Origin of the sequence: Streptomyces sp. 11x1, assembly GCF_032598905.1 — a bacterium.
In the GTDB taxonomy this organism is placed as follows: domain Bacteria; phylum Actinomycetota; class Actinomycetes; order Streptomycetales; family Streptomycetaceae; genus Streptomyces.
Window position 1 is genome coordinate 10,528,878 of sequence record NZ_CP122458.1, and the last position, 12,217, is coordinate 10,541,094.

The following is a 12,217-nucleotide window of genomic DNA, read 5'->3' on the forward strand; positions in this document are numbered from 1 at the left end:
GGCACGGCGGCTCCTTGTTGCTCATGCGTGTCCGTCGATGCGCCGGAGGAAGGCGCGCGTGCGCTGGTGTTCGGGGTCCGTCATGAGCTTTTGGGGTGTCCCTTCCTCCAGGATGACACCCCGGTCGAACATGACGAGCCGGTCCGCAGCCGACCGCGCGAAACCCATCTCGTGAGTGACGACGATCATTGTCAGTCCGTCCTCGACCAACTCCTTCATCACGGTGACGACCTCGCCGACCATCTCCGGGTCGAGGGCGCTCGTCGGCTCGTCGAAAAGCATCAGTTCCGGCTTCATGGCGAGAGCGCGCGCGATGGCCACCCGCTGTTGCTGGCCTCCGGAGAGAACGGACGGCCGTGACGATGCCTTGTGGGCGAGGCCGACTCTGGCCAGCAGGGTGTGCGCCAGTTCTCTCGCCTCGGCCTTCGGCAGGCCGAGAACCTTCACCGGGGCGACGGCCACGTTCTCCAGGGCCGTGAGGTGGGGGAAGAGGTTGAAGCGCTGGAAGACGAAGCCGATGTTGCGTCTACGTTCGGCGATCGTCCTCGGGCGCTCCTCGACCAGTCCCTCCCGGCCGTCCTTGTATCCGACCCGGCGCCCGTGGACGAGGATCTCTCCCTCGTCGATGCTTTCCAGATGGTTGAGGCACCGCAGGAACGTCGTCTTCCCCGAGCCGGACGGTCCGACGACGACCACCACCTCGCGGGCCCGGACGTCCATGGAGACACCGTTCAGCACCCGTACGTCACCGAACGCCTTGACCATCCCGCGCGCCGACAGCACCGCCGACGGATCCGCGGGTCCGGCCGGGCCGGAGTGTCCGGTGGAGGCATGGTCGTACGCGTCGTTCACCCCTGTTGTGATCCCGATCGGTTCCACGTCAGTACGCCTTCCTGCCTGTGAGCGTTTGTTCCTTGGCGGCGAGTCCTTTCTCGGGGCGCGCCGAGTCGCCGCCCCTGCCACCGCCGCCGACGAATCGCTCCCTAAGCGAAGGGCCGGGCGGCGGGGCGGTACCGGGGTCCGCGAGCTTTCGCTCGATGAACCGCTGGACGAACGACCAGATCGTCGTCAGGCCGAGGTAATAGCACGCCACGACGAGGAAGATCTCGAACGTCTTGAAGGTCGCCGAGTTGATCGACTGGGCCGTCAGGAACATCTCCTGCAGCCCGATGACCGACAGCAGCGACGTCGACTTCATCATCAGGTTGAACTCGTTGCCCAGCGGCGGAACGATGATCCGCAGTGCCTGGGGCAGCAGGATCACCCGCATGGTCAGCGACGGGGTCATGCCGAGGGCCTGCGCCGCCTCCGTCTGCCCACGGTCGATGGCGTCGAGCGCCGCGCGGATGATCTCGGCCATGTAGGCCGCCTCGTTCACCGCGAGCGTCAGGACGGCAGCCTGCACGACGCCGAGAAGCACGAGGCCGCCCACCGAGACGTCGGTGAAACGGTAGACACCTGCCGCCGCGAGGCCGTTGTAGACGAGAACCAATTGGACGAGCAGGGGAGTCCCCCGGATCAGCCAGACATACGTCCGGCCGCACCAGCGCAGAGCGGCGAAGCGGCTGCGCTGGGCCAGTGCGATGACGAGACCCAGAACCACACCGAGCGATTGCGCGAGGACCGAGATGTAGACGGTGCGCCAGAGACCCTCCAGGAATGTGCCCGAAGGGGATATCAGGTAGTGCCAGAAGAACGACCAGTCGAAGCCGGCCACCTGCGCCGAGTCGGCGAGCAAGGACGTGTCAGCCACGTCATCCTCTCTCTGGGTGTGTGCGGATGCGGTCGGGCCGGACAACTGCCTGCCTGGATGTACGGCGGTCGAGCGGCCCCACCGGTCGTACGGGCGGGGTGCCGACTAACCGGCGATGTCGTCTCCGGTCAGGTTCCATTTCTTGAGGATGGCGGCGTACTCACCGTTCTTCTGGACCGCGGCGAACGCCTTCGTGAGGGCGTCGTGCAGAGCGGTGTCGTCCTTGCGGGTCGCTGCGCCCACCTTGATGCGGTTGAACGGCTTCCCGGCGAGCGCGAACGTGTCCGGCTGCTGCTTCAGCACGTATGCAGCGGTCTCCAGGGTTGTTCCGTAGCTGTCGACCAGCCCGAGGCGCAGCTGCTGAAGAGCGTCGGTGTCCTTGTTGAACAGCCGGATGTCGACCTTCTGCTTCCCGTCCGCCAGGCACTTCTTCGATTGGCCGGCGAGGTAGTCGGCTACGGTCGTGCCCGTCTGCGCCGCCGCCTTGTTGCCGCACAGGTCGGACGCGCTTTCGATTCCCTTCTCGTTCTTCGCGGACACCACGAGGGTGTTGGAGGCATACATGTACGGGACGAAGTTCACGACCTTCTCCCGCTCGGGCTTGATGTAGAGCTGGGTGATGATCGCGTCGCACTGCTTGGCCTGCAGCGCCGGGATGATGCCGTTGAAGGCGGTGTTGGCCCAGTTCGCCTCGACGCCGAGTTGGGACGCGAGCGCGTCCCCGAGTTCGATCTCGGCGCCCACCGGCTTCTGTGCGGCGTCGTAATAGGTCAGTGGCGGCGCGCTGATGTCCGAGCAGTAGGTGATCTTCCCGTCCTTCACGAGTGTCCCAGCGGGCACATCGACCGCGGGTGAGGCCGCGGACGGTGTCCCCGTCCCCGTGGAGCCGCCGCACCCGGCGAGCATGGCTGCGGCCGCGACGAAGGCGCAGGCCGATGGGAGTGTCGTGCGACTGGCGTGACGGAACGCTCTTGCCATTGCCGGCCCCCTTCAGGGGTTTCCGTGGTTGCGTGGGCTCATAGTCAATGCGATAGTCAATGGCGTTGACCATAAGGGGAAGCTAGGGCGCACGCTTCAGTACTGTCAAGGAATCTCTCGTTACGTAGCGGTTAACGCCGATCTGCCCGGTGAGTGGAGCCCAGTCGCCGCACCCGGCATCACGGCTTCGTCCGTGCCGGGGAACAGATGACACTCCTCAGGGGATTCGCGTTGGTGCGCCGGGGAAGGGAATCATGTCCGTTTTCACTGATCGTCGACTCTCCGCCAAGGGCGGTGAGTGGGCCGTCGCGACACCGCACATGACGGCGAGTGGCATCGCCGCCGATGTACTGCGCGACGGCGGCAACGCGGTGGATGCCGCACTTGCGGCCGCAGCCATGCTGACCGTCGTCTATCCCAACCAGTGTTCGGTCGGCGGCGACCTCCTCGCGCTGGTGGGCACCGCCGACGGCGAGGTTCGCTTCGTCAACGCCAGCGGCCGGGCCCCGCGGGCCGTCGACGTCAGCGAGATGAGGGCACGGTACGCGAGGATGCCTGTCCTCGGCGCGCTCCCGGTGACTGTCCCCGGTGCGGTGGCCGGCTGGGCCACGCTCGCCGACACCTGGGGGACCCGTCCGCTCTCGGCGGCACTGGCCCCAGCCGAGACAGCCGCTCGCGAGGGCGTCCCCGTCGCCCCCGGACTGGCCCTGGACCTGCGCAGGGAGCGACAGAACCTGCTGCGCGACCCCGGCATGCTCGGTGTGTTCTTCGCCGGCACGGATGTACTGCAGGCCGGCCAGACCCTTCGGCAGCCCGCCCTCGCGCGTACGCTCGCGTCGATCGGCACGTACGGCCCGTCCGCCCTGTACGGCGGAGATGTGGGCATGAGCCTGGTGAAACTGCTCGCCGAGCAGGGATCGGCGATGACGGTCGAGGACCTCGCCGAACACACGGTACGGGTGTCGGGGCCCCATGGCGCGGTGTACGACGGCGTCGAGTACCTCTCCGGCGGCGACAACTCGCAGGGGCTGTACTTCCTCCAGGGCCTGCGCGCACTGGACGTGGTGCGCGCCGTCCGCGGGACCCTGGATCCGCTGGGCCGCGACGCGGGCGTGGTGGCGTCCGTGCTCGCCCAGGCCGCCGCCGAGCGCGACCGCTTCTGTTGCGACCCGGAGCGGGAGGAGACCGTCCCGGCCGAGGAACTGCTGTCCGGCCCGCGCGTGCGACACATCGCCGAGCAGGCCATGGCGGGCACACCGGTCGCCCTGCTCGGACAGCGCAAGGCGTCCGGTGACACCGTCGCGGTCGTCGTGACGGACCGGGACGGTACCTGGGTCTCGCTGATCCAGAGCGTCTTCCACTGCTTCGGCGCCGCGCTGCTCGATCCCCACACCGGTGTCGTTCTGCACAACCGGGGCGCGTCGTTCTCGCTCGACCCGGCGTCGCCGAACCGGCTCGCCGGCGGCAAACGCCCCCTGCACACACTGATGCCCGTCCTGGTCCGCGAGGCCGACGAACTCATCGGAGCGCATGGTGTCATGGGAGGACGCGCGCAGCCGCAGGTGCACACCCACCTGGCCCTGCACCTCGCCGCCGGCGCCTCTGCGAGGCGTGCCGTGTCGGCGCCGCGCTGGGTCCTGGGGGCCATGGAGGCCGGAGTGACGGAGGGCGCCGGTACGGTCAAGGCGGAGCGCGACGTGCCCTCCACGGGCGTCCACGCGATCGGGGACACGGGCTTCACCGTCGACCTGATCGACGCGCTCAACGACGGTGTCGGGCACGGCCAGTTGGTCCGCCGAGACGGTGGCACCGACGGCCCGGGCCTGGTCGCGGCCACCGACCCGCGTGCGGACGGCTCGGCCGTCGCGGGCTGATCCGGCGTCATCGTTGCATCACCATGGAAGGCAACCGAAACGAGGAAGGACACATGGCCACGAGTAACGGCGGTACGACCGAGGGTGCGGGCCGGAGCCGGTTGCCCCGCGGCACGCTGAGCCAAAAGACGATCGTCGAAGCCGCGTTCCGGGTCGCCGACTCGTCCGGCATGGACAAGCTGACGTTCTCGGCGCTCGGCCGTGAGCTGAGCGCTCATCCGACGGCGATCTACCGCCACTTCCGCAACAAGGACGAGCTGTTGCTGGCGCTCATCGACGCTCTGCACGAGGAGGCGTTGGCGGATACCCCGCCGCCGACGGACGACTGGGCCCACGACCTGATGCAGATCGCGGTCCACACCCACCGGGCGTTCCTCCGGCACCCACGGGTGGGGGCGCTCGCTGCCGCGCGTACCGCCCGTCGGGAGAACGAGTTCCGGACCGTGGAGCGCAAGCTGGACTGCATGCTCCGCGCCGGCCTCGACGGGGACGACGCGACCCGCTACTACCGTGTCTTCGCCGATCTGGTGCTCGCCTACAGCGCCATGGACGCGAGTCTGGCGTCCCTGTCCCCGGAAATCCGGGACGCGGATCTCCGGGCGTGGAAGACGGACTACCTCACCCTGCCGCCCGAGACGTACCCCAACATCGCCCGACTGGCCCCGCGGTTCCGGGCGTTGGACGACCCCCAGAATTTCGTCACGGCCGTCCAAGCCGTCATCGACACCATCCGGGCGACGGCGACGGCGACGGCGACGACATAGGCGTCGGCGGGCGTGTCACCGTCCTTCTCCGGCAGGTCGACGTGCATGTCGACGCTCCGCGTGGTGGTGGGCATCCGCACCACCACGCGGAGCTGATGTCGGTGCTCGTGCTGGAACCTCTTCCGTCGGCTGACCGAGAACTGGCTGAAGCTCGCGGTGCCGTTGGAATCCGATGACAGGACGACGCCGCTGCCGGGGGTGGTGGCGAGGGCGATGTACCCGTGGACGAACCGGCGGAGGCGATGTTGTTTCGCCGCATCAGGCCGGCCTCGGCCCAGCCGCTGGTGTTGTCCGGGTTGGCGCCCCGGACGGGGCGAGGGCGCCGGAGACCACCGGATTTGCCGGTACACGAGGTTCAAGGCCGCTTGGCCTTCGGCGCGTCACGGCCGATCGACTGACGGAGGACCGGTATGCCCTCGTCCCCGGGTCAGCTCGCGAGCGCGTGCGTTCTGCGCGTCCACCTTGCCCTGGGACTTCAGCCCGAACATCTCGCCCCAGTACCGCGTCCTCTGTCCGAAGGGCATCCCGGCGCCGCCTTCGCGACGGTGGACGGTGACGGCCCGTCGGCGTGGCTGGCTCGTTCCCCTGCCGGACAGCAGCGTTGGGCGTCCCGACTCGCTCTTCTTCGAGGCCGCACGGTCTTCGGGCTGCGGCGCGAGCCGTTCATCGACTTACGCCCGGCGCGGCGAAACCCTTGCCGTCATGCGGAAGTCTTCGTCCGCCCTTTGTCGATGGAGGACGACCGGAACCCGGCCGTGTCGGCTGCGGTCGGGGTCGCCGCGCCCTGCGGGGGCGAAGCCATGGCTGGGGAAGTCACGGTGATCGAGAGAGACGGTTGGCCGCTCCGCCGCTCCCTTCTCGCGGAAGCACAACCGGGCCAAGCCGTCCGCTGTCCCACCCGCAGCCGCGCGGCTGCGATCGTGTTCCGGCACGTGAGGCCGCCGTGGACGCGCGCCGCTGGCACCCGCGCACAGGGATCGCCGACGACAGGTACGTATATGGAATACGTACTCCTACCGACGCGTCCCTGACAGCCGTGCCGTTTCCTTGCGTTCATGACGACAGCGGGTGGGGAAGCGCAGGTGCCGGGGAGCGCCGGGCGGGCGGTGTGGGGGCAGCGGGGTGGGCCGTGCCGACCTTGAGGGTCGGTGCACGCGTTCGACCAGTGAGGCGATGAACCCGCACCGGGCCCCGGCCGACGGACCTCCACCCGGCGCCCGGCCACCGGCCCGGCTGCGTACCGGCCCACGCGTCCTATCACCATCAACCGCGCGTCACATCAACAGGCCCCGCCAGCAAGGCAGTCCGGCGGGGCGCCCGACCTCATCCTGGGGGAATCACATGCGCGTACACAGCATCGCGGCGACCGTCCTTTCCGGCGCGGCCGTCCTCTCGGCCCTCGTTCTTCCGGGCACGGCCCAGGCGGTGGGGCACTCCGGAACGGCGAAGGATCTCAGAGCCCTCACCTCCGACCGCGTCCGGCCGCAGGACGCGGTCGGCGGCACCACCTTCACCAACGGTGTCGTCAACAAGGGCAAGGACGTCGTGCTCGGCGTCACCGGCAAGAAGGCCGTTCCCGTCACCTTCACCGCCTTCGACGCGGAGGGACTGGCCCTCACCCAGGCCTTCCTGTGGCAGGGCACGGACAGTTCGGACACGGACACCATCACCGGCGCCCTGGGGTCGGATGACGACCCCGCCTGCACCGAGACAACGGTCCAGGGCGGCTACCGCTACAGCTGCCGGACGGTCTTCACCATCGACCCGGCCGTCGCCTTCAAGGACGGCAACGGCACCGCGGGGACCTGGAAACTCTTCCTGGGCGCCTACGACCTCTACGCGAACGTCAGCGTCGACGACGACGTCGCCCGCGGCAAGATCAAGCGTGCGGCCAAGGTGACCACCGACGCCTCCCCGGAGCCGGTGACGGCAGGCAGGAACATCAAGGTCACCGGCAAGCTGAGCCGCGCCAACTGGACCACGGGCAAGAACGCGGGATATGCGGACCAGCCGGTGCAGCTCCAGTTCCGCAAGCGGGGGACCAGCACGTACACCACCCTCAAGACGGTCAGGACCAGCAGCGGCGGCACCTTGAGCACCACCACCCGGGCCCGCTCCGACGGTTACTTCCGCTTCGTCTTCGCCGGCACCACGACGACCGGCTCCGCGACCGCCCCCGGCGACTACGTCGACGTCAGGTAGCCGATCCGGCGTCGCCGAAGCGGCCCCCGGCGCGGCGGGCCATCAGCGCGGCCAGGGCCGTACGGGAGGAGACCCCGATCTTGCGGAACGTGCGGGAGACATGGGTCTCGACGGTACGCCGACTGAGGAACAGCCGGTCCGCGATGGCCTGGCTGGTGAGCCCCTGCGCCACCAGTTCGGCTATCTCCAGCTCCCGGACAGTCAGGGTGGCCAGCCGCTCGGTGAGTCCGGCGCGGTCCGGGGAGCCGTACGGCGTCTCCGGGCCGCCTTCGGGCGGGCGGGTGGCGTCCGCGAGGCCGACCAGCATGCCGCTGCCGCCCGCCTCGGCGAGCCGGCGCCCCCTGAGCCAGGCGTGCGTGCCCGCCCGACCGCGGCCCGCCGCCGCGTCCAGCGGGGCGCCGAGCAGCAGGGAGTGGGCCTCCCAGAAGACCGCGCCGCAGCGGGCGCTCTCCGCCGCGGCCTCCGCGAACAGGTCTGCCGCCGCCGCGGTGTCCCCCTGCGCCAGCGGCAGATGGGCGGCGCTGCGCAGCGCGGACGCCCGCTGCATCGGCAGCCCCAGCTGTTCCGCCTCCTTCCTGGCCCGCTCGGCCCAGGCGCGGGCCTCCTCCGGCATCCCCGTCAACAGGGCGGCCGTGACCAGGATCTCCAGGTAGAGAGGCCGCATCGAGGGCTGGATCCGCTGCAGTTCGGGACCGCCCGCCTGGAGCATCGCGTCCCGGGCCCGGACCGGATCGCCGGCCATGAGCGCGGCCCAGCCGAAGATGCACCAGGCCGTGGAGGCCCACCAGTCGACCCCGCTGCCGGCCGCGGCCACCGCCTCCTCGGCGACGGCGAGCGGGCGCGGATCGCCCGGCGGGCAGCCGGCGACCAGCGCCGCGGCCCTGCTCGCCAGGACGAACGCGAGCAGCTGGTCGCTGCCGATCCCGCGCGCGATGTCCTCGGCCCGTTCGGCGAGTTCCAGCGCGGAGGGGATCCGGCAGGTCTGGACCCGGACATGGGACAGGCACAGCAGCAGATGGGGCACGACATAGAGCTGGCCGCTGCGGCGGGCGATGTCCAGGCCGCGCTCGGCGTGCCGCTCCGCGTCCGGGTAGTGCTCCAGGAAAGCCTCCGCCCAGCCGAGCCGGGCCAGCGGTTCGCACAGCGCGGTGAGATCGTTGTCCGGCAGGGAGTCGACCAGGGTGGCGGCCTGCCGGGCGAGCCGGTGCGCCGCGGTCATGTTGCCCTCGTAGGCCTCGCCCAGGGCCGCGACGGCGAGGACACCCGCCTCCCCGACCTCGTCCCCTGTGGATCGTGCCGCCGCGAGGGCCGCCTCGACCTCGGTGCGCACCCGGGCGTAGGAGGTCTCACTGTCCAGGGGCGCGGCCGAGCCGAGCTCCAGGCCGAGCCGTACGACGTGGGCCGGGGCCGGGGCCGGGTCACGGGCCAATTCGCGGCGCAGCACCGCGACGGCCTCGGTGGAGCGCCCCAGATGACGCTCCACCACGGCGCACAGGACGACCGCGCGCACTCTGAGGCCCCGGTCCTCGTCGGCCGTCGGTCCGTCGGGGGACCGCCGCGGGGTGGCGATCAGCTCCTGGAGCAGGTCGCGGCTCTCGCGCAGGCCACCGCACGCCGCCAACGCCCGGGCCCGCCTCAGGCTCAACTCCCGTCGCCGGGAGGTGTGTTCGGGGGTGTGCGGGAGGTGGCGCAGGGCCACGTCGAGCCAGTGGGCGGCGCTGGCCGGGGCCGTCCGGGCCGTTTGCTCGGCGGCCTCGTCGAGTACCGCCACCGCCGCAGGGTCCCAGGTGGTCAGCGACCGTTCCACGTGATGGGCCCGCTCGGCGGCCGAGGCGCCGACGCGGGCCAGTTCCCGAGCGGCGAGCCGATGGATCTCGGCGCGCCTCAGGAAGGGCGTGTTCTCGTGGACGAGGGTGCGCACGACCGGATGCCGCAGGGTCAGCAGGCCCTGTGGGGTGGTGCGCAGCAGGTCGCGGCGGGTGAGCGCGTGGACATCGTCGGCGAACGCGGTGCCGGGCCGGCCCGTCACATGGCTCACCATCGTGGGGGTGGCGTGCTCGCCCAGGACCGCCACAGCCTCGACGATGTCGCGCCGGGCGGGGACGAGCACGGTCAGCTCCTCCAGCAGCAGGGTGCCGAGCCCCGGCGGTGCCGAGGACTCGGGCGTCGTACTGTCCCGCCGGGCCTGGAGGAGGGTCAGGAAGTAGAACGGATTGCCCTCGCTCGCGGCGTGCAGCGCGGCGGTCTCGGCGAGCGGCAGACCAGGACCGGCCAGTTCGGCGCAGTCGTCCGCGCTGAGCGGCCGCAGGCCGAGCCTGACGACCGTGCCGGTGTCGACTCCCCGGGTGAGCCCGGCGGCGAGGGACTCGGGACCTTGCCGGTCCCGGCGTGTCATGGCCAGGACGACGGGGGCGTGCGGAGGATGCCGTACGAGATGGTCCAGCAGCTCCAGTGACGCAGGGTCCGCCCAGTGCAGGTCGTCGAGAGCCAGCAGCAGCCCGGACGGGGCGGCGAGCCGGGCGAGCAGGGCGGCCGTGGAACGGTGCAGTCCGAAACGGTCGACCGCGCCGCTCCGCTCGAGGAGGGGCGCCACCGCGTCGGTCTCCCGGAAGCCGTCCGGGGCGCGCGGGCCGAGGTGGGCGAGCGCGTCGGTGAACACCTGGAAGGGCACCCGCCGTTCGTACTCCGTGGCCCTGCCGCGCAGGACCGTCATCCCGCGCCGGCGCGCCCGTGCGCAGACCTCGCCCAGCAGTCGGCTCTTGCCGATACCCGCCTCGCCGGTGATGTCGACGATCCGGGAACGCGCGCCGTCGCGGAACTCCTCGCCCCTCGCCGCTCGGCGTGCGCCCGCCGCCGCACGGTCGAGCAGTGAGTCGAAGCGGGCGAGTTCGGAGGAACGGCCCAGCAAGGGAGTTCCGTACCCGCCCGCCTCAACTGCCGCTTCAGCTTTCACAGTTGCCCCTCCTCTTCACATCCCCCTCACATGTCATTCTCTCCTGTTGATCGTCGCAACCGCCGCGCGGGGGAGTACCGGAACGGACGGATGTCACAGGGCGAGCGGCTCGGTCGTGGCGGTGGCGTTCGCGGCGGTGGTCACCAGACACTGCCGTGCGAAGCCGCAACGACGTCACTCAACTCCTGCCCAGAGGGCCTGCCGCCGCTGAACGAGGGCGACGTACTGAGTACGCATACTCATGTCCGCCGGAACCCGGGCTGGCAGCCTTCGTGCATGACGTGTGGCAGAGGGCCTCTGACGGCATTTCATCTTCTTCTGGTCTGGGCGACGATGACGGCCGCAGTGCCGGTACTCGGCTTCGGGCTGCTGATGACGGGCTGGGGCGGCGGTACCGGTGCGGCCGCGTTGTTCTTCGTGCTGGGCGTGCCGCTGACGGTGGTCCTGCTGGCCACGGCGGGCCTACCCGCGGGGTCGGTCGTGCCGTCGTGCTCCTCCACGCCGCGTCGATATGGCTGGGCGACCCTGGTGTTCGTCCTCGGTACGCTCGGCGTCCTTGCGGGCCTGGCCGCCTACGGCAGTGACGTCGACCTGGGGAGCGCCGGCACACGGGTCGCGCTGACCGGGGTGCCGTACGCCGTCGCCGCGGCGTTCTTCGTACCGAACCGGTGGGCGCGGCTCGGGGCGATGGCCGTGCTGGGCGCAGGCGTGGTCTACGGGGTCTTCGTCGGCCCGGAGCAGGCGCAGCAGCGTCGGTACACCGCCGAGATCACGCGGTACCGGGAGAGGCAGGAACTGCTGTATCTGGGGGACACCCCGCCGGGGATGCAGGTCTCCCGCGCTGTGGTCGGGCCTGGCCAGTTCCATGTCGACTACGGCCCTGCCCAGCCGGACGAGATCGGATACGTGGGCCTGACGGTCCGCTCGCCGCTCTCGCCGAGAGCGCGCTGCGCTCTGTTTGTGCAGAAGAGCGTGACCTGCACTGTGGACAAGCGGGGCGAGATGCGGATCGTCAGTGATCTCCCGGGCGGTCGCAGCGACATCAGACTGATCCGGCGCCACCACGGCGCGGAGATCGAAGTCTCCAGCCAGGTCCTCGACGGGCCGGGTCTTCGTCACCTCCTCGACACACTGCACCCGCTGTCCGACGACGAGCTGGAAGAGATGATGCGAGAGAAGACGATCGCCGAGGGATTCTGAGCGTGCGGCCTGTCGAGCGCGGGGCCGCAGACTCCCTGCGCCCCCGGCGCGGATGAGGACTTCGGCGACGGCGACGGCGAGATGATCGTGCGCCGTCGCCGGGCAAACCGCCGGTGAGGCCCATCAGGTCATCGTCGAGGGGCCGTAGGCCCCGGCGGCAGGCCGAAAGTCCATCCGATCGCGTCGCGGGATACGGTCTGGTCGGGTGGCACGCGCAGGACATACCGCTTGAAGGAGTCGTCCGGCTCGGGTGTCGAGTTGAGCAGGTCGACCAGGGCGATGTCTTCCTCGTACCGGGCGGTGATGCGCCACAGCGTGCCGAACTCGTCGACGGCGACCGTCTTGGCGGAGGCGCTGTCCAACAGCCGCTCGTATCCCCATCCCTTCGGCCATGGCCCGGCGGATCTCGCTGTTGGACTCGGCGAGCCGGTCGGCCGCTGGCGAGAGGGGTTGGGAGCGGGCTAGTCGTGGTGTCAGGTGTGGGTGTGGGTGT

Annotated in this window: 8 protein-coding genes and 1 pseudogene; 4 read left to right on the plus strand and 5 right to left on the minus strand. The window is 70.4% G+C overall.

The features are described from left to right. Positions 1-21: 21 nt before the first annotated feature. From P8T65_RS46370 to P8T65_RS46380, 3 genes are all read right to left on the minus strand, one after another. Positions 22-765 (minus strand): amino acid ABC transporter ATP-binding protein, encoded by a 744-nt coding sequence (locus tag P8T65_RS46370; protein ID WP_316731951.1) that lies wholly within the window; start codon positions 763-765, stop codon positions 22-24. 115 nt (positions 766-880) lie between these two features. Further along, positions 881-1,753, minus strand: a complete 873-nt coding sequence (locus tag P8T65_RS46375) for an amino acid ABC transporter permease (protein ID WP_316731432.1) — start codon at positions 1,751-1,753, stop codon at positions 881-883. 105 nt (positions 1,754-1,858) lie between these two features. Next, a complete protein-coding gene (locus P8T65_RS46380) occupies positions 1,859-2,731 on the minus strand; it encodes an ABC transporter substrate-binding protein (RefSeq protein ID WP_316731433.1) in 873 nt (290 codons plus the stop codon). A 254-nt stretch (positions 2,732-2,985) separates the two neighbouring features. Here P8T65_RS46380 and P8T65_RS46385 point away from each other — a divergent pair, with 254 nt between their 5' ends. From P8T65_RS46385 to P8T65_RS46395, 3 genes are all read left to right on the plus strand, one after another. After that, positions 2,986-4,605: a gamma-glutamyltransferase gene (locus tag P8T65_RS46385; RefSeq protein WP_316731434.1), complete on the plus strand. Its 1,620-nt coding sequence runs from the start codon at positions 2,986-2,988 to the stop codon at positions 4,603-4,605. A gap of 53 nt (positions 4,606-4,658) precedes the next feature. Beyond that, positions 4,659-5,369 (plus strand): TetR/AcrR family transcriptional regulator C-terminal domain-containing protein, encoded by a 711-nt coding sequence (locus tag P8T65_RS46390; protein ID WP_316731436.1) that lies wholly within the window; start codon positions 4,659-4,661, stop codon positions 5,367-5,369. Between the two features lie 1,341 nt (positions 5,370-6,710). Continuing rightward, entirely contained in the window at positions 6,711-7,571 is an 861-nt protein-coding gene (locus tag P8T65_RS46395) for a hypothetical protein (protein WP_316731437.1), read from the plus strand. Here P8T65_RS46395 and P8T65_RS46400 read toward each other — a convergent pair. Continuing rightward, the gene (locus P8T65_RS46400; protein WP_316731952.1) at positions 7,564-10,479 is read right to left on the minus strand and encodes an AAA family ATPase; all 2,916 of its coding nucleotides are present in this window, start codon (positions 10,477-10,479) and stop codon (positions 7,564-7,566) included. The genes P8T65_RS46395 and P8T65_RS46400 overlap by 8 nt on opposite strands. Positions 10,480-10,857: 378 nt before the next feature. On the opposite strand from P8T65_RS46400, the gene P8T65_RS46405 reads away from it, so the two are divergent. Beyond that, a complete protein-coding gene (locus P8T65_RS46405; RefSeq protein WP_316731438.1) occupies positions 10,858-11,724 on the plus strand; it encodes a hypothetical protein in 867 nt (288 codons plus the stop codon). Between the two features lie 128 nt (positions 11,725-11,852). On the opposite strand, the pseudogene P8T65_RS46410 reads toward P8T65_RS46405, so the two are convergent. Continuing rightward, positions 11,853-12,092, minus strand: a pseudogene (locus P8T65_RS46410) (DUF6745 domain-containing protein); the annotation flags it as partial. Positions 12,093-12,217 lie beyond the last annotated feature (125 nt).

What these genes read in the sequence shown, in the direction of transcription:
- P8T65_RS46370 (WP_316731951.1), bottom strand. Translation starts at nt 765, where the DNA reads ATGGTCAAGGCGTTCGGTGACGTACGGGTGCTGAACGGTGTCTCCATG.
- P8T65_RS46380 (WP_316731433.1), bottom strand. Translation starts at nt 2,731, where the DNA reads ATGGCAAGAGCGTTCCGTCACGCCAGTCGCACGACACTCCCATCGGCC.
- P8T65_RS46385 (WP_316731434.1), top strand. Translation starts at nt 2,986, where the DNA reads ATGTCCGTTTTCACTGATCGTCGACTCTCCGCCAAGGGCGGTGAGTGG.
- P8T65_RS46390 (WP_316731436.1), top strand. Translation starts at nt 4,659, where the DNA reads ATGGCCACGAGTAACGGCGGTACGACCGAGGGTGCGGGCCGGAGCCGG.
- P8T65_RS46395 (WP_316731437.1), top strand. Translation starts at nt 6,711, where the DNA reads ATGCGCGTACACAGCATCGCGGCGACCGTCCTTTCCGGCGCGGCCGTC.
- P8T65_RS46405 (WP_316731438.1), top strand. Translation starts at nt 10,858, where the DNA reads ATGACGGCCGCAGTGCCGGTACTCGGCTTCGGGCTGCTGATGACGGGC.